The 26543-nt window shown below is 55.4% G+C and carries 17 protein-coding genes; 7 read left to right on the top strand and 10 right to left on the bottom strand.

All coding sequences use genetic code 11. From position 1 onward, the window contains the following. Positions 1-300: 300 nt before the first annotated feature. Positions 301-7332 carry a beta strand repeat-containing protein gene (locus EI77_RS04120; protein ID WP_166647018.1) on the top strand — a complete coding sequence of 2344 codons (7032 nt, stop codon included), beginning with the start codon at positions 301-303 and terminating at the stop codon, positions 7330-7332. A gap of 2 nt (positions 7333-7334) precedes the next feature. On the opposite strand, the gene EI77_RS04115 is transcribed toward EI77_RS04120, so the two are convergent. The 4 genes from EI77_RS04115 to gnd all read right to left on the bottom strand — a co-directional run bounded on the left by EI77_RS04115 (position 7335) and on the right by gnd (position 11430). Beyond that, positions 7335-7709: a hypothetical protein gene (locus EI77_RS04115; protein ID WP_208300258.1), complete on the bottom strand. Its 375-nt coding sequence runs from the start codon at positions 7707-7709 to the stop codon at positions 7335-7337. A gap of 251 nt (positions 7710-7960) precedes the next feature. Further along, positions 7961-9079 (bottom strand): AAA family ATPase, encoded by a 1119-nt coding sequence (locus EI77_RS04110; RefSeq protein ID WP_133793472.1) that lies wholly within the window; start codon positions 9077-9079, stop codon positions 7961-7963. Beyond that, positions 9076-9816, bottom strand: a complete 741-nt coding sequence (locus tag EI77_RS04105; RefSeq protein WP_133793471.1) for an RNA ligase family protein — start codon at positions 9814-9816, stop codon at positions 9076-9078. The genes EI77_RS04110 and EI77_RS04105 overlap by 4 nt, the downstream gene beginning before the upstream one ends. Before the next feature lie 171 nt (positions 9817-9987). After that, positions 9988-11430 (bottom strand): decarboxylating NADP(+)-dependent phosphogluconate dehydrogenase, encoded by a 1443-nt coding sequence (gnd, locus tag EI77_RS04100; protein WP_133793470.1) that lies wholly within the window; start codon positions 11428-11430, stop codon positions 9988-9990. Positions 11431-11659: 229 nt separating this feature from the next. Here gnd and EI77_RS04095 point away from each other — a divergent pair, with 229 nt between their 5' ends. Next, positions 11660-12487: a hypothetical protein gene (locus EI77_RS04095; RefSeq protein WP_133793469.1), complete on the top strand. Its 828-nt coding sequence runs from the start codon at positions 11660-11662 to the stop codon at positions 12485-12487. A 26-nt stretch (positions 12488-12513) separates the two neighbouring features. Here the strand turns inward: EI77_RS04095 and EI77_RS04090 are convergent, their stop codons facing one another. Further along, positions 12514-13455, bottom strand: coding sequence for an NYN domain-containing protein (locus tag EI77_RS04090; protein WP_133793468.1), 942 nt, complete (start codon positions 13453-13455; stop codon positions 12514-12516). A 107-nt stretch (positions 13456-13562) separates the two neighbouring features. Here EI77_RS04090 and hisC point away from each other — a divergent pair, with 107 nt between their 5' ends. The 5 genes from hisC (at position 13563) to EI77_RS04065 (ending at position 18514) form a co-directional block, all read left to right on the top strand. Further along, positions 13563-14657, top strand: coding sequence for a histidinol-phosphate transaminase (gene hisC, locus EI77_RS04085; protein WP_133793467.1), 1095 nt, complete (start codon positions 13563-13565; stop codon positions 14655-14657). Between the two features lie 40 nt (positions 14658-14697). After that, complete coding sequence (locus EI77_RS04080) at positions 14698-15186, top strand: Uma2 family endonuclease (protein WP_133793466.1); 489 nt, start codon at positions 14698-14700, stop codon at positions 15184-15186. Between the two features lie 164 nt (positions 15187-15350). Beyond that, positions 15351-16736: an MFS transporter gene (locus EI77_RS04075; RefSeq protein WP_133793465.1), complete on the top strand. Its 1386-nt coding sequence runs from the start codon at positions 15351-15353 to the stop codon at positions 16734-16736. 94 nt (positions 16737-16830) lie between these two features. Next, entirely contained in the window at positions 16831-17109 is a 279-nt protein-coding gene (locus tag EI77_RS04070; RefSeq protein WP_133793464.1) for a hypothetical protein, read from the top strand. Between the two features lie 451 nt (positions 17110-17560). Continuing rightward, the gene (locus tag EI77_RS04065; RefSeq protein ID WP_208300257.1) at positions 17561-18514 is read left to right on the top strand and encodes a PEP-CTERM sorting domain-containing protein; all 954 of its coding nucleotides are present in this window, start codon (positions 17561-17563) and stop codon (positions 18512-18514) included. A gap of 99 nt (positions 18515-18613) precedes the next feature. Here EI77_RS04065 and EI77_RS04060 read toward each other — a convergent pair whose 3' ends face one another. From EI77_RS04060 to EI77_RS04040, 5 genes are all read right to left on the bottom strand, one after another. Then, positions 18614-19828: a S1C family serine protease gene (locus tag EI77_RS04060; RefSeq protein ID WP_133793462.1), complete on the bottom strand. Its 1215-nt coding sequence runs from the start codon at positions 19826-19828 to the stop codon at positions 18614-18616. A 497-nt stretch (positions 19829-20325) separates the two neighbouring features. After that, positions 20326-20913: a hypothetical protein gene (locus EI77_RS04055; RefSeq protein ID WP_133793461.1), complete on the bottom strand. Its 588-nt coding sequence runs from the start codon at positions 20911-20913 to the stop codon at positions 20326-20328. Beyond that, complete coding sequence (locus tag EI77_RS04050; RefSeq protein ID WP_133793460.1) at positions 20906-21466, bottom strand: hypothetical protein; 561 nt, start codon at positions 21464-21466, stop codon at positions 20906-20908. The genes EI77_RS04055 and EI77_RS04050 overlap by 8 nt, the downstream gene beginning before the upstream one ends. A gap of 310 nt (positions 21467-21776) precedes the next feature. Then, positions 21777-23114, bottom strand: a complete 1338-nt coding sequence (locus EI77_RS04045; protein WP_133793459.1) for a glycosyl hydrolase family 28-related protein — start codon at positions 23112-23114, stop codon at positions 21777-21779. Between the two features lie 132 nt (positions 23115-23246). Continuing rightward, positions 23247-26453, bottom strand: a complete 3207-nt coding sequence (locus tag EI77_RS04040) for an ABC transporter permease (protein ID WP_133793458.1) — start codon at positions 26451-26453, stop codon at positions 23247-23249. Between the last annotated feature and the right edge of the window lie 90 nt (positions 26454-26543).

Raw genomic sequence — 26543 nt, 5'->3', positions numbered from 1 at the left:
CTTTTACTCCCGAAACGACTATCCCTATACTTGTATTAGCAATCATTTCCTCCCCACTATGTTACCCCGAGGGAAACACCTTCACTTCACGAGCAAATGAAGAAAACCTCCCATTTCGGAGAGTGAGCACCCGGTCATTGATGCAAGTTATTAAGGGGATAGCAGTTCAGGATGAGCTTTAGCGGCTCCTGCGCTCTCACTTTGTTGCATCCAAGGAATGTCCTTATGTGCGCGACGATCTTGTCGCACTACAGGGCCGGACGAGGAGGGAGCGGTGAATTATGGGGCGGTCCCCCCCAAATGAAACTGATATCCCGCTTTGCTATCCTGGTCTTCGGACTCCAGCTTTCAGGAAGCTTTTTGAATGCCCAGTCCGTCTGGAATGTCACCACTGGCAACTGGAATGTGGCTGCAAACTGGTTGCCAGCCACCCTGCCGGTCAGCGCAAATGACCTTCATCTGAAGTTCAATGCCACTGGCTCCTACGTCTCCACCAACAACTTGGGGCCGTTCACACTCAACCGGCTGACGGTGAACAACACCGGCAATGGTACGCTAACTCTGGCCGCTTCCACAGGCAACACACTGACCTTTGCCGGGGCTAATCCCACGTTGGACATCACGGGCACTGCTCTATTCACTGGCCTCCTAGCTGGCAATGCCACGATCACCAAAACGGGGTCAGGTACTTTTATTCACGACAGCTTAAATGCGGATTTCACAGGCACGCTGATCATCAACGAGGGCAGGTTTATGAACCGCTCTGAAACCAACACGGTTACCAATTTCACTCCGGCTGCCATCATCGTTAACAACGGCGGTACTTATCAGTTTGGGAATATTGGAGCGGGTAATCCCGACCTGCCGATATCCACCTACATCACCGCCAATGAAGGCGGTCTGGTCAGTTGGCAGGAGACGCAGACCTTTGGTGGCTTTCATTTGCTTGGCGGAACGCTTTCTCTGACTTCCGGTACGGCTACGGCGAACGGGTTGGCTGCCCAGTCTTGGACCCATGGCAATGTCACTGGCAATGCTTACACGGGCACCATTTACAACATGGCCGGCACAGCCCCGATCAATAAGACGACATCTGGAACTGTTACCATCAGCGGTGCAGTCGCCATGACGAATCAAGGTGGGCTGAACATCATGGAAGGCACCGTGATCATGTCCCATGCGACCAACCTGGCGAACGCTCCTCTTTCCCTGGGCGGCAGCGGTACAACAGGGACTTTGGAATACCAGGGCGGCACAGGCAGCCAAACGGGCGCTTTGACCCGCGCCTCGGGTGGAAGCGGTTTTGTGAAAGTCACCCAGCCGACGACCATCCTGACTCTATCGGGAAATCAGACTGGATCCGGGTCCTTGACGAAGACGGGTCCAGGGACTTTGAATCTGACCGGCACGCTGAGTGGTACTGGCTTCACGCTTGTTTCCGAAGGAACATTGCGAGTGAATCCGGGGACAGCAATGGGCGGCTTTTTCTTGAATTCCGGCACTACCCTGGCCGTCAATGCAGGCAGCGTCAGCAGTGAGTTCAGCGTCCCCACACTTTCATTGAGCACAGGCACGCTTTTGCTGGAACTGAATACGGCCAGCGTTCCCTCGAACTCATTGGTCACAGTGCGTAATTCTAGCGCTTTCACCTTTTCCGATGGTGCCACCATCCGCGTGACAAATGCGCAGAATTTTGCAAACGGGACTTACACACTCCTCGATTATGAAAGTGGTTCGCCCATCGAATCGGGCCTCAACCTGCACCTGGCAGGCCGCACACTCGGCAGCCTCATTTATGATACCGAGAATACCCGTATCCAGATGGCCATCACCGGAACGGATACGCTCAAATGGAGCGGTGCTGTCAGCAGCGCCTGGGATACCGGCAGCGCGGCCAATGTGGGCGGCACTCAAAACTGGCAGCTCGTCACAGGTGGCACGGCCACAAATTTCATCAGCACAGACACAGTGCGCTTTGATGACACAGCCGCAAATAAATCCGTTCAGATCGCAGGCACCGTTCTGCCTTTTTCGATCACGGTGGATACTGCTGCGGAATACAGCTTTAGCGGCACTGGAAAAATCAGTGGCAGCACCCTTTTGCGCAAGCTCGGCACTGGCACACTCATCCTCGCCACGGATAATGACTACACCGGAGCGACCAGTGTGACTGCGGGCACCCTGCAACTTGGAGACGGCGGTACACAAGGCAGCTTCACCAGCGCACTTTCACTCACAGCCAGCACTCTCGCATTCAACCGTTCTGCGGACTTCACTTTTGACAATGTGGTCAACCTAACCAATTCCAATACCATCCGGCAAAATGGAACAGGCACGGTGACTCTAAATTCCCGCCTGTCTGTTGGAAGCAACACACTTACTTTTGATGGCAGTGGTATCATTGACATCATGGGGCCTATCAGTGGCACTGGCACGATCAATAAAAACGGCACCGGTCAGCTCAATCTCCTCGGTGACGTTGGCTTTACCGGTACGCTCAACATCAATGGCGGCATTCTTCAACTCACCGATGACGGGGCAGGAGGGGATCTCGATGCCAAGTCCATTGTGGTTAATAATGGCGGCACTTTCATCTTCGGCGGCAGCGGTAATCCTGACCTTCCTACGACGACCGTCGTCACGGTGAATGCAGGCGGTCTTTATAACATGCGCACGGGTGAAAGTTACGGTGGCTTCATCCTCAATGGTGGTGAATATCGCATCACTTCGGCATCCGCTGCTGTTAATTCCACGGGTGAGGCGGCTGCGATAGGGGATGTCGTTTTTGATCTGCGTTCCGGCACGATCACCACAGAACTTACCGGAACGGCCACGGGAGCTTTAGTCCAAGGCGGCGGCGGGGTGCTTGCAAAGACCACATCAGGAACAGTGACACTCACAGGCACGGCCGCGATTCACTCTGCACTAGCATTGCAGATCCGCGAAGGGACACTTTCCATGCCGACAGTCTCAGTGCCGACCACTGGCACGGTGGTGGACGGTACAGGAACGCCTCTTGCCAATATTGTTTTCGGCACCGCTACCACGGAAGGTACCTTGCAGATTCACAGTGCTGGCAGTGCAACCAGTTCGCGCAACATCTCTGTCGCCTTAGGCGGAGGCCGCGTGGATGTGGTGGAAGCTGCCACCGCGCTGACATTCAGTGGCGCAATCACCGGTAGCGGAACATTGACCAAAACGGGTGCGGGTACTCTGAGCCTAACCGGTAGTCTGGGTTCCACGGGCCTCACCACAGTGAATGAAGGCATCCTGCGCATCAAGCCGGGCACCGTCACCGGTGCTTTGGGTGCCTCGGGATCGGGTGTCCTGGCAGTTGGAAATGGTTCTCTGGCGGTCACTTTGAATGTGCCTGCGCTTGACTTGGCCGATGGCTCTACCCTTCAACTGGAGCTGGCTTCTTCCACCCTGCCTGGTGTGACTCTAGCTAATGTCACAGGCACCGACGGGTTGACCCTTGCAGGGGACGTGACCCTGCGCGTGACCAATTCGCAGCCATTTGCCAACGGTCTTTATACCCTGATTGATTATGCGGGCAGCAGCATCACCAGCGGATTTGATTTGAGGCTGGCTGGCCGCACCGCAGCGACTCTGATCTATAACACGGCTGACACCCAAATTCAGATGAATGTCACCGGCACGGATACCATCAAATGGACCGGCGCGGTCAACAGTACCTGGGATGAGGGCACAGAGGCCAATGTGGGAGGCACTCAAAACTGGAAGCTCAATACTGGCGGCACGGCCACCAATTACATCGTCAGGGATACCGTCCTTTTTGACGATACGGCTGCCAATCGAACTGTGCAGTTGGACGTTGCCGTGCAGCCGTTGTCGGTCACCGTGAATACGGCCTCTGAATATCAGTTCGTCGGCACGGGGAAAATAAGCGGCAGCACCTCCCTCACCAAATCGGGGGTTGGCACACTGGTTCTAGCCACCAACAACGACTACACCGGCGGTACAACCGTGACGGGTGGCTCCTTGCAATTGGGGAATGGAGGCACTCAGGGCAGCATCGCAGGTGCACTTTCCCTAACCAACAGTACGCTGACATTTAATCGCTCGGACGACATCACCTTTGCCAATGCGGTGACACTGACCGGTTCCAATACCATCCGGCAGAACGGGGCGGGCACGGTTAGGTTGAATTCAACCCTGGCCCTTGGGCTGAATACGCTCACCTTTGATGGCACCGGCACTCTGGATATGGTCGGTGGCATCACAGGGAGTGGGATCATCAACAAAAATGGTACAGGTCAGCTCACCCTACTGGGGAACCACAACTTTACAGGCACGCTGAACATCAATGGTGGCATTGTTCAGCTCACCGACCGTGGCGCTGCGGGGGATATCGATGCCGTCTCCATTGTCGTGAATAATGGGGGCACGTTTATCTTTGGTCCCGATGCCAATCCAGACCTGCCCACCAGCACATTCATTACCATTAACACCGGTGGCCTTTTCGAAATCTTCACGGGTGAATCTTATGGCGGCTTCATTCTCAATGGCGGGGAGTATCGTGCTTCGAGCGCTAACAGCGGCGGCACTGCGGCCAATGTGGGAGATATTATTTTTGACCTCCGTTCCGGTTCTCTCACAGCATCGGGTACGGGTGGTGCTCTGAGCCAGGGTGGCGGTGGTGTGCTGGCCAAAACAACCTCCGGCACTGTCACCGTCGGCAGCGGCACCACGTTTGGTTCCTCAATGCCTGTGCAAATTCGTGAAGGCATCCTGGCCATGCAGTCATCTTCCGTGCCAGCCACCGGCACCACCTTCACCACAGGTGTACTGGCCAAGATCGAGTTTGGTACAGCAACCACCCAGGGCACACTACAGATCCAGGGCACAGGCACTTCATCCACCTCCCGTGGCATCACCGTTGCCGCAGGTGGTGGACGGGTGGACATTGTGGAATCCGGGAACGCCCTCACTTTCACAGGTGCTGTCTCCGGGACTGGGCCGCTGATCAAATCTGGCGCCGGCACGTTGAACATCAATGGTGCCTTCAACTCCACGGGTTCTCTATCCGTCACAGGTGGCACTCTGCGTCTCAAGCCGACTGCAGTTGCCAGCTCGCTAAGCCTTTCAAATGGAACCATGCTGGCCGTCAACAGCGACGCCGTCATCACCTCCTTGTCCGTGCCCACCCTCACCCTCGCTGGAGGCTCCACCCTGGCTTTTGAACTCAATTCAAGCACCCTGCCAACCATCCCTTTGATCAGCGTCACTGGCAGTAACGGACTCACTCGCACCGGCATGAGTGATACCCTTCTTTACCTGACCAACAACAGCGTGTTAGCCAATGGCGTTTACCGGCTTCTGGACTATGCTGGCACTGCCATCACTTCCGGTTATACCTTGCAGGTCGCAGGGCGTTATACAGGAACGCTGAACTATGACACCGCCAATACGCAGATTACCGCCACCATTACGAAGGGAGAGGACATCCGCTGGACGGGCGCGGTCAGTGGGGATTGGGATGCTGGCACGGCTGTGAATGTGGGCGGCACGCAAAACTGGATCACCAATACGAGTCTGGCCTCCACAAATTTTGTTTCCACGGACGTCGTTTATTTCACAGACACCGCTTCCACTTTCAATGTTAACCTGACCTCCGCGCTCCTTCCGGGCAGCGTCTTTGTTAATTCAACATCCAGTTATACCTTCGGTGGTGCCGGCAAGATAACAGGCTTGACTACCCTTGCCAAATCCGGCACAGGCACACTTACCCTGACCACGGACAATGACTACACAGGGGCCACCACCGTGAGTGCAGGTAAACTTCAACTGGGAGCTGGAGGCACCACTGGCAGCATCACCAGCCCGGTGACTCTTAGCGGCGGCGCTTTGATCTTCAATCGTTCGGATGCCGTCACGCATTCAGGTGCCATCAGTGTGACTGCCAATACCAGTGCTTCATCCAGCGCACCAGGCTCCATCCAGATCATCGGCAGCGGTGATGTCACATTATCCGGAATCATCAGCGGAGCGGCCACCCGGCCTCTGCAGATGGATGGCAGCGGCACCCTCTTCCTCAGAGGGGTGAATACCTTCACCGGCCTCACCATCATCAACAGCGGCACCGTTTCTGTGGCGTCCACCACCGCCCTGGGCAATGCAGCCGCAGATGTCCTCATCAATGGAGGTACCCTGCAGCTCACAGCCAGCACTCTTGGCAATGTCAACAACACTGCCACTGGGCGGACCATCACCATCGGTGCATCTGGTGGCACGTTGGACTTCCGGGTGAACCAGACCTTCGGCGGCAACGGCTTCGCGGGTTCAGGTGACTTGATCAAGATCGGCAGCGGAAGGCTTCAAGTCAGTTCCAGCACTTCTGCTTTTGCTGGGAGCATCGACATCCGCGAAGGTTCCTTGCTGCTCACTGGAAATGTTCTTCCCAGAGCCACAAACATGACCATCCAGAGCGGTGCTCAGCTCATCATCAATGACGATGTGGCTGGCACCTGGACCTTGGCCACCAACGGTAAGTTTACCTTCAATGGAGATGGTGGCGGCGAGGGAGTCCTTCGCCAATACAATGCGGGAGTCGAAGATGCCCCCGAAGTGTTTACGAGCGCTTTTGACAAAGAAGTCGTCCTGAACAGTGCCAGCACCCTCATCAGTACCGAGGCCATTAACGGCACCATCTCCTTCACGGGCAATGTCACCGGTGTCGGTGGCCTAACCAAAAAAGGTCCCGGGACTCTGTTGCTGACAGGAGGTGCTAACAGTTATCAAGGCGGCACCCTCATCAACGCAGGCACCCTCATCATCGCCAATACCACTGGAAGCGGTACGGGCAGTGGGCAAGTGGTCATCGGCAGCGGTGGCAGGCTCATGGGCACTGGCAGCATTTCCGGGGATACCACCCTGCGCAGCGGTGCCACGCTCCAGGGCGGCACCGCCGCAGCTAGGGGCACCCTGACTTTCACTGGCCAGACCCGGTTGGAAAATGGTAGCAAGACCGATTTCCGCCTCACCGCCGATGGCAGCAATGACAAGCTCGTCTTCAATATTCTAACCATCGATTCCAATGCCAGCCTGCGCATTCTTTTGAATTACGCTGCGGAAGAAGGTGACATCTTTGATCTCTTTGATTGGACCAGTCTCGGTGCTCTCAGCGATACCAACTGGGTCAATAATCTCGACTTCAGCAATGCCATACTGGCGGACGGCCTGAAATGGGATACCACCCTTTTTAACAGCAGTGGTATCCTATCTGTCACCATCATCCCTGAGCCTTCCCGTGCATTGCTGCTTTTGGGTGGAATGATGGGTCTGTTATTCCGCCGTCGGCGGCGGGAATAAGATCAGGCTGCAACGGCCAAGTCGCGCAGAAGAGCAGGACGTGAAGCTTGTGGCACAGGCCAGGAGCGGATCACCTCAGGCTCAAAATCAGGCAGATCTTCTTCCACTCGGTCCGGGTCGATCACCAGCACATGAGCTTCAGGATAAGCTTCGCGCGCAGCGGAGGCAATGTTTTGATCCCGCACAACAAACACTCCGGCCATCACGCCAAATGAAGGAAGCAAATCCTGATGAAAAGGCATGAACCGAATGTCTTCCCGATCTTCCATCGTCCGCTCATGAGCACTGGCGATGTAAACATAGCCCAGTGTCGTCAGACGACGCGCCAGGTTAACAATGACTTCCTGTTCGGACGATGTCGTGGTGGCAGGCAGCATGAACAGAAAATTCTGAAGGGTAGGGAGTGTTGCTGGGGTAATCATGGCGCAGTGGGAATTCGGATTCCTCCTGTGCAATCGTTGTGCCAACCGTTTAAACGAGCTTCTACCTGGGTAGATGCCTTTTCCGAGTGGCTACCCTGCTTGCAAGATGCCGGGTGGCTCATTTCAATGAATGGCAAAATGCCAGAAAAGGTAGAGTCCCGATGCCCCTTCTATATCTAGTCAAATGCAAGGGTTGTGGCATGAATTTACTCAACTCCTACCAGGCTCACCTGATGAGCCTCTGCGAGCGTGGGCACCTCAATTTTGCTCAGCAAGCGATGAATGACGCTCTCAGGGATGGCGTCGGTGCGTTCTTTGTTCTGGCGGAGAATCGTGGCCATGGGCGGCTCGACATAGATCATCTCCACCCTTGCTTCATAATCTGCGAACAGGTCCACCCAGCGCTGGCGCATCTGGGCCGTGATGTTAGTCGCGTTGAAAGCAAAATCACGTCCGGCCCGAAGATGTTCCCTGCACTGCTCCCGGGCTGCTTGGATGACCTGACCCTGATTGTCTGTGGCATCGATTTTGAGATCTTCGCGGATGCCATCCAGTGAGACGACCGGTAATTCGGATCTGTGACTTTTCAGCCAAGTGTCTTTGCCTGCTCCCGGCAGCCCGCTCATCAGCGTGACCGTGCAGCGGTACTGCTCATGGGGTGCATAGTGCAGGTTGCTCAGCGTCCGGCGGAACAGCAGAAATCTCGCATGGGCATTGATGAAAGGATAGGCATCCACAAAACAACCGTGCTCCATGGACAGGTCGCGCCAGAGGTGAAGACGGTCTTCTGGCCGCGTCACTTCAGCCGTTTTCCTCCCTCGGGTATCGGCGAGTGCAAAAAGATAAAGCAGCTTGTTTGAAAGCAGGCAGGAAAGGCGGATCACTTCATGTTCCGGCTCCTTCTGCTCCAGCAGGAAAGGCGGTCGCCCATGGTAGCGCACCAGATTGACGATGTGCTCACGCATGGCCAGTGGACAGCCCAGCTCCCTCAAGACCTCGCGTGCCATGGCCGCGCCGATGATCGAATGTCGGGGCGAGCGCGTCCGGCGCGTCTCGGGATCCAGGACTGTGGTCGCCGGTTTTCCGGCATCATGAAGCAGGGCGGTGAACAGAAGTTTCAATTGGTCTGCCCGTGGCAGTTCACAGTAAACCTCCAGTTGTTCTACCTGTTCGTACACCATGAGGGTGTGAGTCCACACATCCCCTTCAGCATGCCATCCGGCATCCTGCCCGCATAGGCGCATTGGCCCTGCCCAGGGCTGCTCTTCCGCCCAGGCAATGATTTCAGCATTGGATGCCTTTTCAATGTTTGCCCACGATCTCATAACCAGATGTCCGCCCCCTCGGCCAGCTCATTGGGCACCATTTTTTGATGCTGCCAATGTTCGCTTTGTTTGACCTTTTCCACAAATTCAGGCCGCACGATTTTGGCGCGTCCGATGGCTTTTCCTTCGGCTTCGATGCGCAGGTACAGACCTTCCATTCGTGCATCAGGCCTGCCCGTCAGCGGATTGTCAAAGACAGCTTCAAAGGCAGATTCCTGGATCATTTCTAGCAGGACCTCAGGCTTGGCTGCGCCCTGATGAACCACGGGAACAGTGTGCACCCCGGTTCCTTCGAGCATCTCCAGACGCCGTGCCAGCGATAGGAAGCACGACTCTTCCTTGTCATAAATATCGAACTCGAAGAAGTAATGCGGCAGGGAGAGATAAGCCACGCTGTGGCGGGCATACAGCCATTCCCCGAACAAAATGTAACGCGATGAAAGCATCTGCTCCAAGACCGGCCTCTTGTAGGCCGTCCATTGTTTGAACAGGTCATACTGCGGATGCATGCCCTCGGTGATCTCATGTCCCCGGCATTGCAGCACCATGCGTCCTTGGGTGGTGAAATGGATGCCCACATTCGTGCCGTCCAGCTTCTCTTCCACGATCAGCGATGGATTAGCAATGAAAGCCGCCGATGCCTTTGCACCCAGATGACGGTCGTCCTCCGTACCCTTCGAACCAAAGAGGTGCGGGGTGCGCGGATATTTGATAAAACTGTCATGTGAAGCACCCATGGCTGAGGGAAGAGCAGAACGGATGGAGCCGGTCTTTCTTAGAAAACATCGGCGCACGTCTAATCACGACAGCAAGAAGGCGGCTGAGTTGCCTCAGCCGCCTTCAAGGAGTGAGGCCATCCTGGCCTCATGGTGAGGGCGGAACGCCTTCACGCTTTAGATGATTCGAACTTACCCGATCACCTCAGGCCATTCCGTGTGGAAGAATTCACCTTCAGGCTTGTCGGTGCGCTCGTAGGTGTGGGCGCCGAAGAAGTCGCGCTGGGCCTGCAGCAGGTTAGCTGGCAGGCGCTCTGCGCGGTAGCTGTCGTAGTAGCCCAGGGAGGCGGAGAAAGCCGGGACCGGGATGCCGTTGAGGGTAGCCAGGGAGACGATCTCGCGCCAGTTCTGCTGGGTCTTGCTCAGCAGGTCCTTGAAGAAGGGGGCCAGCATGAGGTTGCTCAGCTCAGCGTTTTCACGATAAGCATCGGTGATCTTGTTGAGGAAGCGGGCACGGATGATGCAACCGCCGCGCCAGATGGAGGCGATGCGACCGAGGTCCAGGCCCCAGTTCTTCGCTTCGCCCATGGTCTTGATCAGGTCCAGGCCCTGAGCGTAGGAGATGACCTTGGAGGCGTAGAGGGCGTCATGCACCTTCTTCACCAGCTCGGCTTTCTCCGTGGTGATGTTCACTGTTGGGCCGGTCAATTCTTTGCTGGCGGCGACGCGGGCCTTCTTCTTGGAAGAAAGGATGCGGGCTTCCACAGCAGCGTTGATCGTGCTGATGACGACGGCGTTTTCAGCGGCGTTGAGAAGTGTCCACTGGCCAGTGCCTTTCTGGCCAGCCTTGTCCACGATGAGTTCCACGATGGACTTGCCAGTCTCAGGGTCCTTCTGCTCGAGCGCCTTGCCAGTGATCTGGATCAGGTAGCTCTGCATGTCGCCTTCGTTCCAGTCGTTGAAGACCTTGGCCATCTCGTCGGTGGTGAAACCTGCGGCCTTGAAGATGTTATAGGCTTCGCAGATGAGCTGCATGTCGCCGTATTCGATGCCGTTGTGGATCATCTTCACGTAGTGGCCAGCGCCACCGGTGCCGATGTGGATCACGCAAGGCTCGCCGTCCACTTTGGCGGAGATGCTTTCAAAAATCGGCTTCATCACTTCCCAGGTGCTGGCAGGGCCACCAGGCATGATGGAGGGGCCTTTGCGGGCGCCTTCTTCACCACCGGAAACACCAGCGCCGATGAAGCGCAGGCCTTTTTCGGCCAAGTATTTGTCACGGCGCTCGGTGGTCAAATAGTAGCTGTTGCCACCGTCAATGACGATATCGTCCTTCTCCAGGAGAGGGATGAGCTGCTCGATCACGGCGTCCACGGCGTCACGGTCGCTGTCTTTGACGGCGTTGGATTTCACCATGATCTGGATCTTCCGGGGAGTGGCCAGGGACTGGACGAATTCTTCCAGGGTCTTGGCTCCGACGAGCTTCTTGCCAGGGTGCTTGGCGATGAACTCATCCGTGGTAGCGGTGGTGCGGTTAAAAACAGAAACCTGGAAGCCACGGCTTTCCACGTTCAACACAAGGTTTTGGCCCATCACGGCAAGGCCGATCAATCCGAAGTCACTTTTTTGGCTCATTTTCAGTCTGTAAGGTAAGTTAGGCCGCCTGGGCGGGGGCGGAAGTCATACCTGCCAAGGGGGCTGTTCGCAAAGGGGATTTTGTTCATGCCTTGCATGAATGCTGCTGATAGAGGGTACTCCGCACCGTCCTCGGAGGCCTGTGGCAGTGCAAATAAAGCCTTTTCCTGCTCTTGTGATTTACGCAATTTTTACTCGTCCACTCTTTCCGCCGCCTTAGATTTGCAAAATGCCAGCTTGCTCCCGCAAATCACACCGCATCATCGGTTCCGTCTCCGCCATGATGGGTGTGCTGCTGTTAGGCATCGCCTCTCTCGGGCACTGGACTTCCTTTGGCAATGGTGCCAGCGACCCCAAGCGGGATTGGGAGCATTTCGAACCCGGCCTCGTCACCCAGGTCCAGGATTATGATACTTTGGTGAAAACCGTCGATGCCAAGATGGCCGGTCAACCTGTCACCGAAGCTGCGAAAATGCAGGTCATGTATGACCTCATCGTCAACCGCTTCACGCACAACGAAGCGCAGCATAATCTGGCCAGCAATTGGATCCTCTACACCGCCGGATTTCTCCACCCCACCTTTCGGCACATGTGGAATCCGGATCGCTTTGTCTCTCAAGGATACTCCCTTCTTTGCGATCAGTCCTCCTACCTGCTTCTGCATCTGGCCTTGGCACATGACATCAAAGCACGCCACGTGGGGCTGCAAGGCCACGTTGTCATGGAGGCCTGGTATGACAATGACTGGCATCTCTATGACCCCGACCTTGAGATCATTCCTGTCAATGCCACGGGCAAAGTACTCAGCCTCAACGAATTGGCGGAAGATGAAACCTTGCTAAAAAAGTATTACGGACCACACCCCGGAATGGCAGATCTGGTTAGAAACCGTGGAAACCATCTTTACATGAGCACCCCGGAAGGTGCTCGTTTTGAATGGAAGGGAAATCTCCTCGCCATTATAGAAAAATCGGCCGAGCTGCTTAAATTTCTACTCCCTGTTGGAATGATTCTGGGTGGGCTTGCGCTGCACAGACGTGCAGCTGACAAGAAATGACAACTGCCCGATGAACCCGGCATTTTCTATTCTTCACCCAAGGCCACCTCGCCCGCTTCAATGACGGCACCAGGTCGCAGGCGATAGCCGCCGGATCGTTCGTCAAAGACCAAGTCCAGGAGACCGCGTTTGCCTGCGGCCTCCAGGAGGGCGTTGAAGGACCGGAAGCCATGGAAGCGCTCGCTGAATTGAGGGGCGCGGCGCTTGATGGTTTCCTTGACCTTCCAACCCCAGACCCCCTGGTCCCCACCTTGTTCACCAATGAGCGCGTCCACGGTTTCCATCAGCATTTCGATGGCTTTTTCCGGGTCGCCAGCCGGTTTGGGGTCGTTGACAGGGGCGGGTTTGGGAGCTTCGGCCGAGACAGGGGCGGTTGATGAGGATTTGGCCGAGCCATTTCTGCCGGTGGCCTTGGGCTCATTTTTGGCCTCAGGCGCTGGATTTCCGGCAATAGGGGCACGAGGAAGACGGGCGGACCGGCGTTTCTGCTGCTCGCGGACGAGGTCATCGTAAAAGATGAACTCATCGCAGTTGCCGATGAACAGATCGCTGGTGGAATTTTTAACGCCGACGCCAATGACGGTTTTATTGTTTTCACGCAGTTTGCTGACGAGCGGGGAGAAATCGGAATCACCGCTGACCACGACAAAGGTGTCTACGTGCGCCTTGGTATAACAAAGGTCCAGAGCATCCACGACCATGCGGATATCCGCACTGTTTTTACCGGACATGCGCACATGGGGAATTTCGATGAGCTCAAAGGCGGCCTCATGCATGGCTTTTTTGAAGTCGCGATACCTGTCCCAGTCACAGTAGGCCTTTTTGACCACGATGCTGCCCTTGACGAGCAGTCGCTCGAGGACTTTGCCCATGTCAAACTTGTCATAGTTGGCGTCCCGGACGCCGATGGCCAGGTTCTCAAAGTCACAGAAGACGGCCATGGTGTGGGTGCGGTCAGGGTTGCGCATCGCTCAGCGTCAGGGTGGGTGGGGCAAAGGTCAAGGCGCGTCATTGTGACCAAGACTTGCCAGCTGACGTATTTCGGGCGAAGAACTGCCTCCCTTTTCCGCCTACCATGTCCATCTGGAACTACGCCAACCCGCAGCTTAAAGACCTCGTCGCCTATGAACCTGGGAAGCCCATCGAGGATGTGGCACGGGAGCTAGGTCTGAAGCCGGAGGACATCATCAAGATGGCCTCCAATGAGAACCCTCTGGGGCCTTCGCCAAAAGCAATCACAGCCATGCAGGAGGCAGTGAAGGACGTACATATTTATCCAGACGGAGCTTCCTACAGACTGCGCGAAGCTCTGGCGAAGAAATTTGACCTGGAAATGGGAAATATCATCATCGGCTGTGGCAGCAATGAGATCATCGAATTCATCGGCCACGCATTCTTGCAGCCAGGGGATAACATCATCACCGCCAAACATGCCTTTTTGGTCTATAAGCTGATGGCCAAGGTCTTCGGTGCAGAGACCATCGAGGTGGATGATCCTGGGTACGTCCATGATCTGGATGCCATGGCTGCGGCAGTGACGCCAAAGACAAAAAAGATCTTCATCGCCAACCCAAATAATCCCACCGGGACACTGGTGACCCAGGAGGCCATCGACCGTTTTATGGACCAGGTACCCCCGCATGTGGTGGTGGTCTTTGATGAGGCGTACTATGAGTTCTTGGACAACCCGCCAGATACGCTGAAGTACGTGCGTGAAGGTCGCAATGTGGTGGTGCTGCGGACGTTCTCAAAAATCCAGGGACTCGCCGGTACTCGCGTAGGCTACGGCATCGGCAATAAGGAACTCATTGATGTGCTGCAGCGCACACGGCAGCCATTCAATATCAATTCCATCGCCCAGGCAGGTGCGCTGGCTGGACTGCTCGACCAGGAGCACCAGGATAAAACGAAGGCGATCACCGATGAAGGCCGCGCCTATCTCCAGGCGCAGTTTGAAGCCATGGGCCTGGAATACATCCCCAGCTACGCCAATTTTGTGCTGGTGAAGGTGGGAGATGGCAATGCGGTCTTCAAAGCCATGATGCAAAAGGGCATCATCCTGCGCGCCATGGCCTCCTACAAGCTGCCTGAATGGGTGCGCATCTCCGTCGGCACAATGGAGCAAAACCAGAAGTGCATCGCCGAGCTGAAGGGCGTGTTAGGGAAATAAGCCCGCTTGCCAGCGGGCTGCGGGACGATTAACTTTTACTATGAGATCCTGGGCTGACATCTGCGCTGACAAGTCTTTGCAAGACTTGCCCTATAAGATCGAGACGAACCGGTTTGATCAGATCGTTATGAGTCCTGCAAACAATTGGCACAGTGATTATCAAAGTGAGATCGCCTTTCTCCTGCGGAAACTGATGCCGGATGGGCGTGCGTTAAGCGAGGTGGCGGTGCAGACCACAGATGGAGTAAAAGTGCCTGATGCTGCGTGGATTAGCCTTGAACGTTTTCGTCCATATCGTCGCGCTTCATATCTTCCGGTGGCTCCTGAAGTCTGTGTGGAGGTTGTTTCCCCTGGGAATCGGAAGTATGAAATTCAAGGCAAAATGCAGCTCTACTTTGCCCAAGGAGCCCAAGAAGTATGGCTGTGCGATGACCAGGGAAACATGGAGTTTTTCCTGCATGACTCAGAAGGCCCTGTGGCCAAATCCCGCCTCTGCCCGGATTTTCCTTTAAAGATCGGCTGGGAATGATGGATGAGTTCATCAGGCGAGGCCTGGCTTTTTTGGACAAACATGTCCGTGAGTATCGAAACCTGTGATCTCACGCTGCAAAGGCACTGAAAACCCGGTGGATTGCCGTGAGGGTAGAATTTCCTGTTTGCCTCACTGGCGTGTGTGCTTCACTCTGCGCGCCCATGAGCCTTCCTGCCTCTCCTCCTGATTCGACCGCCCCGTGGTACAAACAAATGAATAGGTATCATTGGTTTGTTCTTATTGTGGCCTCTGCTGCATGGTTTTTTGACTGCCTTGACCAGCGTTTGTTTTCCCTTGCTCGTGTTCCAGCACTCGTGGAGCTGATGAAACTCCCGCCGTCGGATCCATCATTGCAATCTTTTGGTAAGGTGGTGACTGCTTGCTTCCTCATCGGCTGGGGGATTGGTGGTATGATATTCGGTGCGTTAGGAGATAAGTATGGGCGAGCGAGAATGCTAACGCTGACGATCCTAATTTATTCGGCGTTCACAGGGCTAAGCTTTTTCAGCCAGACACAAACTGATTTTACCATTTTTCGCTTTTTGACAGGGATTGGTGTGGGTGGTGTCTTTGGGTTGGCAGTTTCTCTTATTGCAGAAACTGTGCCGAGTGGCGCGCGCATCCAGTGTCTTGGCCTTCTACAGATTCTGTCAACGATTGGGAATTTGACGGCGGGATTCGCCAAAATGGGTATCGATGCATTAGAGGCAAACCAGACGATCACGGCTGGCTCAGGTTGGCGTTGGATGTTCCTCATTGGTGCATTGCCTGCTTTGCTTATCATTTTCACACGCGGATATTTGAAAGAGCCTGAATCTTGGCAGCGGCTTAAAGATATGGGGCAGCTTCCCAAGGGCAGCATTTTTGCACCGTATGCTAGTCTGTTGGCTAATTCTCGCTGGAGGAAGAATTTGATAGTGGGTGCAATCATTGCTAGCACCGGAGTGATAGGTCTTTGGGCTATTGGAGAATATGCCGTGGATTTGCAAAAAGTGGTATTCAAACAGCACTTTGAAAAAGCAGGTATCGCAGCCGACCTGATTCCGGCAGAGGTAAACAATGCGATTTCGGTGGCTTATCTCTTCAACATGCTTGGAGCGGCTGTGGGAATGACCTTGTTTACCAACATTGCTAAAATTGGCCGTCGCCCAGCTTTTTTCATTGGTTTTAGTGCGGCTTTGGTGGTCACGTTTTTGGTGTATTGGAAAATGAGTGACCCGATTGCTGCAAGGTGGATGATGTTCTTGATGGGTATGGTACAATTAAGCGTCTTTGCAGGCTTCGCGATTTACTTGCCAGAAATTTTCCCAAACAAACTCCGCAGCACTGGGACCAGTTTCTGTTACAACTTAGGTCGCTTTGCAGCTGCCGGGGGAAGTTTCTTTTCAGCAACATTAACCTCTGGGGTTTACGGAAAATTTGCTGCTCAAGATCCAGCTTTACCGTTGCGATATGCAGCCATGACGATGTGTGCTATTTTCATCATGGGCATTTTGGTTCTTCCATTTGCTCCTGAGACCAAAGGACAGCCATTGCCAGAGGATTGATCCTGGATTATCTCATCTCAAAGGGCTCAGGCTTTCATAGGTCTGGGCCCTTTGTATTTGCCAGACCGGGGTTTCTTGGAATCCTTCAAGGATCATGACGCCCGCTGAACTCGCCGCCGCCCCTGTGCTTCCTTCTCATCTGAGTGCGGAGGCACAGGCGCTGTGGCATACGAAGCAGGGAAACTGGGAGGAGGCCCATAACATCGCGCAGGACATTCATACGGCGATGGGCTCTTGGATCCATGCCCTGCTGCATGTCATTGAGGGTGACCAATGGAACGCGGACTATTGGTTTACGAAAGCAAAGAAACCCTCTCACGGGCCCAAGGACATTGATGTGCTTTGGGAGGAGATCGCACTTGCGGTTCTCTGAGTTCGGCATGTGAGCCGGGTTGCTTGGCTCAGGTAAGATATGAAGTTCTGCATCCAGGCATTGATGGATATCTGAAAAGGTATCTTCGCAAAGCCTTCAAGTCGGTGTCCGCAGTTGTTGCGAAATTAAGACACCTTGGGATTTATCATTAAATAGTGTTTAATACAAGATTTTAAACCCAGGTTAGGGGTTGGCGTACAGTTTGTATGCTTATGTAAATCGCAGTAAAGTCTTGATTAAGCAGGTAATTCTTACGCGCCAAATGACAGGCGTTACATTGTGATTCGTACGATAAAAAAGAGAAATATCATTGTTCCTCGTACGAGTCGTAAAATCAGCGAATAATTTGTTTTTCCGTTTTATGTCAATAGCAATAAGTATGTATTGTACATAAACATTAACACAATGCTTACATTTTCATGATTTAGTACAAAAAGTACTAGGGTTTTAGTTGGAGGAATTCGCGAATCGATTGCGAATTAAATCCAATACACCTATGAAAAATATGAAAATGACAGTTGATACGTTGGTTGGACCTTGGCGTTCAATGATCTTGGTGGCGGTGATCGCTTGCCATCCTGGGTCTTCCCAGGCCCAAAGTCTGATATCCTCACCTAGTTTCTTTAATCCTGATTTTGAAGCGCGAGGCACTGCGGGTAGCGATCTATTAAACTTGCAGGTCGATACGAGCACCCAATTCCAAAATGCAGTGCCTACCCAGACAGCGGGAAATGTTTCCTGGACGCATACAGCACAGGGACTCGTCCAAGCAGGCTTGCGTGTGGACATTCTGTTTATTGAAACCCAAATCGCCGACGTGTCCCTGGCTGCATACACAGCCACCCAAGGCAATACATTGGTCTTTGGACGGGAACTGAATGTGAATACCCTGCTGGGCGGATACAATGCTCTGGTTAACGGAGTGGTGAGCAATGTGGTCGGTGCCAGTGCCATCAACCAGTGGAATTCTGTGGCTGATGTCTCCGGGATCAGTTTAAGCGAAGGGGTCCTGTATTCAGCCAGCTTTAATGTGGCGACTGGTGCGGGTCTGAATCTCAATGCATTGAGCTCTGCCAACTTTTCGCTTTTGAGCGGAGGGGTGGCGATAGAAAACATCAACTCGGTGGAAACTTTGAACCTGCTGGATCTGATTGGTATAGGGGGTTCAACGACGAGCATTGCCTTCGAGTTCTATGCGCCGGTAGGAGGTGCGGATGAGCTGACCTTTGTCTTTGATGCGGATACCATCGCCAATGTCCAATTGCTCGGCGGTATCAGTGGTAATCAGACGGTGATGGAGTTTTCAAACTTCTCGGTGGCCCCCGTGCCGGAGCCCGGAAGCCTGGCTCTGGCTTCTGTGGGCTTTATCATGTTGACACGTCGCCGGAGGTTTTGTCGGATCTAAAAACTAGTAACAATTGACGGAGGGCCCAGGCTGCCAGCCTGGGCCTTTTGTTTATACACTTACATCGCGGGTGCTCTGCATCCTTTCAGACGGGATCACTCAAAGGCCAACAATGATGAGATAGGTACTATCTTGGAGGAGATCGCCAAGCTTCCCGCTGGAGGAGGATGCATCAACGTCCCTCACCATCGGAACGAGGCCTTCCACTTTACCCATCAATGTGATGAGAAGAGGGAGCTTGATCGAGTAGTTAACGTTTTGAGCACGAATTCCAAGCTCGGGGTTATCGACTAGCGATGCTGTGACGACGCCGACGACACGGCCATGATGATCAATGACCGGGCCGCCAGAATTTCCTGGCTGGATGGCAGCATCCATTTGATAAAGACGCTCATCGTCTAAATAACCGTTGAGGCTGCTGATAATGCCCCGGGTGAGTTTTAGACTCCTGCCTTGAATTTCTGGGTTGGGGAATCCCCCGACTGTGACCTCATCTCCCAGGCTGGGTGTTTGTGTAAAGGCAAGCGCTAGGGGAATGGTCGTTGCCTCTGTTTTGAGCAGGGCCAGATCATTTTCGGCATCAACGACCGCCACCCTGGCCTGGTAGACGTTGTCATTGTGGAGCAGGGTCACATGGGTATGACCATGGATGACGTGCTCATTGGTCACCACCCAGCCGTTGCTGGTAATGGCGAACCCTGTGCCAAATCCCTTTGGGCCCTTCTCGGAATCAGGCGTATCCGCTGGTGGCGGGGCGCGGCGTTCAGGTGAGGGTTGGGTGGGAGTATTCATGAACTCGGGTTTCGAGTTCAGGCTTGGAGAACGGAGAATGGCTTCGTCCAGCTCCAGAGAATAAGCCCGCACGTCCCTGCGGCGGGTGCCATCGTTAATCGTGCAGATGCCTGAGCGAAAGAGGGTCGTTTGGATGCTCTGTCCTTTCCTCAGTTGGCTCTGAAAGCCCTTCCCCCATACAAAGATATGCTCTTTGTGCTCAAATGGTTTTGAGAATGTCTGGCAGACCATGCCGCCGTCATAAAAGTCCAAGACGCTTAAGGTCGTGTCATAGGCCGCCTCTTTGAGTATTCGGCTGGCGAATTGACAGTATTCAAGGTCTCTGCTGCTGAGGATAGTATCTTGAAAGGTGATGAGCTCGTCATTGGGCTTTTTTACCGTGACATAAGGTGGAGTATATTTCACCAATTCCCCCTCGAATGTGCGTCGGCCATCCGAGCTCGCCCATTGTCGGGCAGCGAGTTGGGCATTCAAGCCCACCATCATCAGGGTTAAAATGAAGAGCCGTCGGGACAGGGACATGGTATGGTTTTATTCCTAGATGAAAAGGTGATCGTCAAACGAATAGTGAGCGGAATCTGCTGAGGCCTATGAAGGGTTTGGGAATGTGTTCCGTGAGGAGCAAAGGGGGATGGGGATGGAAATGTAATTTTTCCCCATGGAGGGGATTTGGGGGTTAATGTTCTGAGGATCAATGGATTGCGCATGGGGAAGCGTTTCCCCATGCATCCCCATAGGCTCCCCATGGGGAAGGATTGGGGAAATGTGATGGGTCATAGGAATAGCGGGATGAAGGCCAAATACAGGCCCTGTTTGAGAGTTTACAGAATGATGTTTACGGATGTTATTCAATGTAAGGTATATGGGGATTGCTGGCATTGGCAGATGAGAGTGCCGGGTTAACTTTATGTGTGTTTGAATGGGTGGCGCAAGCAGGTGAGGCCCTGACTTGGGCTAAGTCGGTTTTTTTGTTGGGAAACCGTTTTGGGATGTTCAGCGGCTCATGGCCAGACTGTAAACTAGGAATGAATGTCCAGCCCTAGCGCGATGTAGGTGGGATATTGGATGAGCAAGGACTGTGCATGAGCCAGCCAAGCACTCCAAGCCCTGTCGTATTCTGGACCCTCTAGCAACCAGCAGCCGAAATTCTCGCTGGTGTGCCATTGTCCGTCCGGCGTGATAATGATGGAGGCGTGCACATTTTCCGGGAGCAGTTGGACACGGCAGATGTTTTCGCAGATGTCTTCATCCCAGCCTTTTTGTTTACCTAACTGGGCGGTTTCTTCATGAAAAATCCGCCGGTCATAACCCCCGCCGATGAGACGGTAATCCCAATGGGCGTTGGGATTGTAGGTGGACAGTTGATAAAAACGTCCGTCCTCCAGGCCACAGTCGGTTTCACCCGCCGCATGCAGGATGCTAACCAATTTTTGCAGATCGTCCCCGGCCCCACGATGTTTTGCGGTCAAAAGCGCCTGTTTGTCTGACCAGAACCTCTTGTATTCTGGGACCTCCAACTCACACCAGTAAGGCTTGATCAATGGGTCCAGCCACGCACGAACATCCGCAATGGTCTCAGGGAAGAGGGCGAAGCCAAAGTTATGCATGGGGAGGGTGCAGCTTGTCCGACCAAGCGGCCATTTCAAGATTTACGGAAAGATGGTGGGCTATTTTTTGGCTGATTTTTATGCATTCCTCATAGGCCGCCCGTTCCGTTCCATGATGTGAGAGGGAGTTTAAGATGCATTGGCGTTTTTTTCCATTTGCGAATCTCGCGTAAAGGACCCACGGCCAAGATCGCCGAGACCATCCTGGTTCCGCTGTCAAAGCTTGGATTCCGTTGAGAGAGATCTTGCCCACCCAGTTTTCCTTCCACAGATAACCGCAAATCATAGCCTGACGGTCAACGGTGAAACAGTAGGGTAGGATCCAGACGCGTAATCGGCATCCTGCCCAGATTATCAAAAGACCGAGGAAAGCGGCGGGCGTGGCAAAGGCGACGAGTGGCCAGGGGATTTTGCCGATAAGCCCTTCATGGATGATGTGCCACAGCGGAAGGGCGGCGAAACTGCATCCAAAGGTGATAATGAACAGGCAACAAAAGCCCATCAACAGCCTTGTCGGCATCGTAGGTGGGGCGAGTGTCAAACGGTCGTTCATTCTCGACGGAGGTGGTGCCTTCTAGTTGTGGAGGCGTGGCTGGTTTCAGGCGTTGAGGATGAGGAAGGCGATGAGGCCGACCATACAGAGCAGGATGAACAAGGTTCCGAAGATGGCGAAATACTTCCAGAAACGGAGAGTGTCTCGGTCTGATTGGGAGATGCCGATGCGCGAGTTTTCGAGAGAGGTTTTCCAGGCACAGTAGGGTCAGGTCATGAGGCGGATGAGGGCGAAGAGGAAATCATCCATGGTGGGGCAGGTGGTGGCTTGAAAGGGGGATTTGGGCCGGGGGACAGGGAGGCTGGAGTGGTCATGCGCCCGTGTCATCCACATGCAGCCGCGAGAATCCGCCGCCCGGCAGGGTCACCTTGGCATCCGTGGCCTTCAGCTGAAGAGTGTGGTTTGCTTTGCCTGCTTTTTCATCATCGTTCGCAAACATGTCCGGTGTGAGGGCGGGAGAAAGTGCTTTCAATTCGGCCGCCTGTTGGGCGGTCAGTCCTTCGAGCCGCACGCGGTTCTCCCTTTCTGTGTCGAGCACCAGAGTGGGGGCGGTTTGTTCATCCTGCGGAGGGCGGTTGAAATTTTCGATGCGAAGGTTTTTGACCGCTGTTTCAATGTGGATCAGCGGGCGCTGGCCAGCACCACGCTGCTCGCTAAAGTCATCCGGCATCTTGCGGATGGTGAAGTCACGGAGAGTGACATTTCTGATGTTGCCTCCGCCTTCGGGGAAGCGCCAGCGGTCCATGTTAATGGCGTAAAAACGGCAGCCGCCGACCACATCGCTGATGGTGACATTCTCAATCAGTTCCTTGTGGCTGAGAATTCGCACAAACGTGAAGGCGCTTTCCGCTCGCAGGTGCTCCACCCTGATGTCGCGAATGGGGCCAGGCACCATGCCTTGCTGGATGACATACTCGGTGGCGCTACCGTCGTCGGCATTCAGCGCCACCATGTCATCATTGGTGGCGAAGGGCGAAAGAGCCTTGAGATGGCGGATGACCCCACGCTGGCAAAAGCCATCCAGATGTACTCCGTCCTGGTTCATGCGCAGGCTGCTGAAGTCAAAGCCGAGGTTCTCCATGACAAAGTCCTCCAGGTGGCAGGCACGGATGGCATAGGCGTCCGGATTGCGTACAACAAGGTTTCGCAGCACGAGCCCGCTTACCCGGATGAAGTTGATCGCAACCCCGGTATAACAAGGCATCTGTTCTTTCAACCCGCGCGTGTTGTGCTCGTTGTTGCCATCCCAGATGCCGCCTTCCACGGTGATGTCCTTGTTCCCTTGGGTGCGGTCGCGGTTGGTCAGGAGAAACAGGTCCACATCATTGCCTGCGTGATCGGCTAGCCGGATAACGGCTTTATCGTCGGACTTGAGGGTCGTGGCCGAGTCCAGCAGCAGCGCCGCGCTGATCTTGTAAGTGCCTGCAGGAATCACCACCGTGCGTCCACCTCCATCAAGGGCTCTCTGGATAGCTTCCGTGTCATCGGCCAAGCCATCTCCCTTGGCCCCTGTATCACGAACATTGACGATTTTTTCGGCGTTCTTCTCTGCGCTCTGGACAGGGCCAGATAAGAAACCTACCGCCAGTGCTGCCCAAGTGCAGCACAAGGATTGAGTAAGAAAGTGAGGTGGCTTGAAGCGAAGCATGGTGGGAGGAGGAGAGAGTTAAACAAACGGCGGTTTAAGCGGTGCTCTTCCGCGAATCCTAACGGCTTGTGCCCTGTTCGCAGGCCGGGGGGCGAGGCATTCCGGCTGAAGCCGGGACTACAGAGCGCTGAATTATTCTCTCCGGATGGACTCGATGAGCTTGCCTTTCACCGCGCTGGAAACAGCGATCCAGCAGATGAGGATGCCGAAGAGGATGATGGTGGTGATGAGGGCGGTGAGGAAGGGGAGTGGCAGTGAGGTGCCGCCTTGCTGGAGGCTGGGCCAGACGGCGAGGAGGGCGCTGAGGACGCCTAACAGGACACCGACGATGAGGAGTACAACGTGCTCACCCAGAACGAGGCGGCGGAGGGAGGCGGGCTGGAAGCCGACGGCTTGCATGAGGCCGAGCTCGCCGCGACGCTCGAGGACGTGGCGGGCGACGAGGATGCCGAGGCCGGCGGTGCCTAACAGGACACCGAGGCCGCCGAGGACGGTGAAGATGCCGATGTAGGTGTTCTGCACGGACATGAAGGTTTCGAGCCGGTCCTTGGCGGGCTGGAGGGCGAGACCGCGAGGCTCTAACTGGCGGGTGAGGTGGGCGCTGACTTCGTCCCTCTTATCAGCGGGGGCATCAATGAGGAAGGAGCGGTAACCGGCGACGTCGGGGTAGGTGGTGAGGAAGGCTTGCTCACTGATGATCATTTTTCCCTGGAGCACGGATCCGGCGAGCATGGCGTGGAGCTTGACCTGAATGGGGTTGCCGGAGGAGTCGAGGTAATCGAGGGAGCCGCCAATGCCAAGGCCGAGGCCCCACATGGCGGTGGCTTGATCGGCTACTGCCTGGAGGGGTTCGTTGAGGCCGGTCCAGGCGCCTTGGCCAGCGAAGCTGAAGCGGCCTTCGAGCTTAGCGGGATCGACACCGACAAGGACGGGTTTTTGGGCGCGGTTGAGGTTGAGGCAACTGGCGTCATCCCCCTGGCGAACGCGGAAGGGGACGATGGTGACGCCTTTGAGAAGCTCTTCATCGAGACCGAAGGCATCACGGCCAGCGGGGGTGTTGAGGTCTTCATAGATGGGCAGGGAGGACTCGCCAATGAGGGCGAAGCCGCCCGTGCCGGAGGCGGGATTGGAGACATCGCCAGCGCTCATGCGGAAGGCATTGACAGCGGTGACGAGGAAGATGCCGCCAGCCATCATGCCCATGACAGCGAGGCTGCGGGATGGGCGGCGGGTGACGTTGCGGACGCCGATCTGCCAGAGGCTGTGGGCGAGGCCGGAGGAACGGAGCATCCAACGGCGGGCGAGGGAGAGGCCGCCCATGAGGAGGAGGAAACCACTGCCGAAGAACATGCCAGCGACAGCTTCCGGCGCGGTGGCCTGGGTGCCTGCGGCCATGAGGGCGGCGGCTCCGCCGAGCCAGAGGAAGGGCATGAGCTTTCTCCAGAGGGGCTGTTTGGAGGCCTGGCCTGCGGCAGCATCATCGGCGCTCCATGAGCCGAGAAGATCGCGGGCCTGCTGCTTGAAAAGACGTCGGCTGGCCCACCAGAGGGTGAGCAGGACGACGATGACGGCTCCGACGCCGGCACCGGCCTTGGTGGCGGCGCTGCCGGAATAAATGAGGGGGAGACCCTGGGAGGCACCGGACCAGGCTCCGCTGAGGCCTTTGAGAGCGAGCTTGGTATAAAGCTCGCCGCCGAAGACGCCGAGGACGGCCCCGATAATGGCGAGGACACCGGCTTCGCCTAACAGGGAGCGTCGTACCATTTTGGAGGTCCAGCCCATGGCGAGAAGCAGGCCGACCTGGGCGGAGCGGCGCTCCAAGGTGAAGAGGAAAAGCAGGGCGGCGAAGATGAGGGCGGCGGCGATGAGGAACATGCTGAGGCCGATGAAGAGACCGCCGAAGTCCACGCTGCCTTTGGCAGCGGCGGTGGCCTGACCTTTGAAGTCCGTGGGGGTGAGGCCGATATCGGCAAGGGCAAGTCTGGAGACGACTTCTGCCTGGAGGGCGGCTTCATCCTGGCCGGAATTGGGAAAACGAATGGAGGTCAAATTTCCGAAGCGGTTTGCCCAGAGTTTTTTGCCATCTTCCAGGCTAATGAAGCCTTTGGGAGTGCCTTTGTAGTCGTCCCAATACTTCTCGTCCTTGTCACGGATCTTCTTGGTATCCATGGGAATGCCGGGATCCCAGTCGCGGCAGTTATCCACATCGGAGACGCCGGGGAAATCGGGTGTCCAGGCGCGGGTGACGTTGGGATCGTCCATGGGCAGGATACCGCTGACGGTGAAGGTGGCGGTCTGCTCCTTGAGCTCACGACCAATGCCGACGACGTAGTAAATGATGTCCAGCTTGTCGCCGATGATGAGGCCGTGGTCCTCGGCGAGCCACTGGGTGATGATGATCTCGTTGGGCCTAACATCAAGTTTGTCCGTGGCAGTGACCATGGAGTAAGGGGTGGCACCTTTGGCGGATTTGAAACCATTGACGAGGTAGGTGAGGACGCCGTAGCTGGAATCGCGAGTGAGCAGCTTGGTGGCGAGGGAGCGGTCCATGAAGACGCGGTCGGTGCTGAGCTCCCATTCTTCGCGGGGGGCGTCCACGCGTTTCATTTTGAGGGCGAAATCACCCAGCGTTTTGGCTTTTTCCAAAGCGGCGGTGTCGCTGGCGAAGGTGGGGGAAGAGGCGAGGATGACATTGACTTTGCCATCCATTTCGATCTGGGTCTGGAGATCGGCGAGGGGAACGAAGACGGAATCTGGAATGACCTGGGAGGCGACGAGCTGGAAGGCCCCGAAGTCCTCCGCGCTGACGATGGCACCGACGGTGCGACGGAGGGAGACGTCTTCATTGGTGCTGCCGGAAAGGGGGGCATCCCGAGAGATGGCGCTGGGGCGCTCCAGGCGGATGAGGACGGTATCACCCAGTTTGGCAGAGAGCTTGCGGGCGAGGGGTTCATTGAGGGCGAGCTGGCCTTGCTTAAGGTCAATCGATTTGCCGCTGGTGCTGACTTTCCAGAAGCCGGGATCGATACCGAGAACCTGGGCTCCATTGACACGGACCTGGCCATTGGAGGAGGCGGCGGAACCGATGGCGATGATGGCGGGTGTGGATTGGGATTTGGCAGCGAGGTCTTGGGTAAACCAGCGGTCACCACCGAGGACGCCAGACTGGATCTGGCCCAGGCGCAGATCCGCTACGCGGCGGAGGCTGGCGCGCACGGAATCGCCCACCAGGAGGGAGCCGCTGAGGATGGCGGAGGCGAGGAATGCGCCGAGAAGAAGGCCGAGGTGTCCGCGCCAATAGTGCCGGGCCGAGGAGAGGACGAAGGAGAACAGGGACATGGTGAGTATACGTGGCTGATGGGGGCGGTATGTGCAAGGGAGGGGGATTTATGATTTGAGGGGGCCGAAGGAGGATGCAGAGGACACTTT

It is taken from the genome of Prosthecobacter fusiformis (assembly GCF_004364345.1).
GTDB classification, from domain to species: Bacteria; Verrucomicrobiota; Verrucomicrobiia; order Verrucomicrobiales; family Verrucomicrobiaceae; genus Prosthecobacter; species Prosthecobacter fusiformis.
This window is presented reverse-complemented; position numbering and strand designations above follow the sequence as displayed.

Coding starts and splice junctions, on each gene's coding strand:
- EI77_RS04120 (WP_166647018.1), top strand. CDS start 301: ATGAAACTGATATCCCGCTTTGCTATCCTGGTCTTCGGACTCCAGCTT.
- EI77_RS04115 (WP_208300258.1), bottom strand. CDS start 7,709: ATGCTGCCTGCCACCACGACATCGTCCGAACAGGAAGTCATTGTTAAC.
- EI77_RS04110 (WP_133793472.1), bottom strand. CDS start 9,079: ATGAGATCGTGGGCAAACATTGAAAAGGCATCCAATGCTGAAATCATT.
- EI77_RS04105 (WP_133793471.1), bottom strand. CDS start 9,816: ATGGGTGCTTCACATGACAGTTTTATCAAATATCCGCGCACCCCGCAC.
- gnd (WP_133793470.1), bottom strand. CDS start 11,430: ATGAGCCAAAAAAGTGACTTCGGATTGATCGGCCTTGCCGTGATGGGC.
- EI77_RS04095 (WP_133793469.1), top strand. CDS start 11,660: ATGCCAGCTTGCTCCCGCAAATCACACCGCATCATCGGTTCCGTCTCC.
- EI77_RS04090 (WP_133793468.1), bottom strand. CDS start 13,455: ATGCGCAACCCTGACCGCACCCACACCATGGCCGTCTTCTGTGACTTT.
- hisC (WP_133793467.1), top strand. CDS start 13,563: ATGTCCATCTGGAACTACGCCAACCCGCAGCTTAAAGACCTCGTCGCC.
- EI77_RS04080 (WP_133793466.1), top strand. CDS start 14,698: ATGAGATCCTGGGCTGACATCTGCGCTGACAAGTCTTTGCAAGACTTG.
- EI77_RS04075 (WP_133793465.1), top strand. CDS start 15,351: ATGAGCCTTCCTGCCTCTCCTCCTGATTCGACCGCCCCGTGGTACAAA.
- EI77_RS04070 (WP_133793464.1), top strand. CDS start 16,831: ATGACGCCCGCTGAACTCGCCGCCGCCCCTGTGCTTCCTTCTCATCTG.
- EI77_RS04060 (WP_133793462.1), bottom strand. CDS start 19,828: ATGTCCCTGTCCCGACGGCTCTTCATTTTAACCCTGATGATGGTGGGC.
- EI77_RS04055 (WP_133793461.1), bottom strand. CDS start 20,913: ATGCATAACTTTGGCTTCGCCCTCTTCCCTGAGACCATTGCGGATGTT.
- EI77_RS04050 (WP_133793460.1), bottom strand. CDS start 21,466: ATGAACGACCGTTTGACACTCGCCCCACCTACGATGCCGACAAGGCTG.
- EI77_RS04045 (WP_133793459.1), bottom strand. CDS start 23,114: ATGCTTCGCTTCAAGCCACCTCACTTTCTTACTCAATCCTTGTGCTGC.
- EI77_RS04040 (WP_133793458.1), bottom strand. CDS start 26,453: ATGTCCCTGTTCTCCTTCGTCCTCTCCTCGGCCCGGCACTATTGGCGC.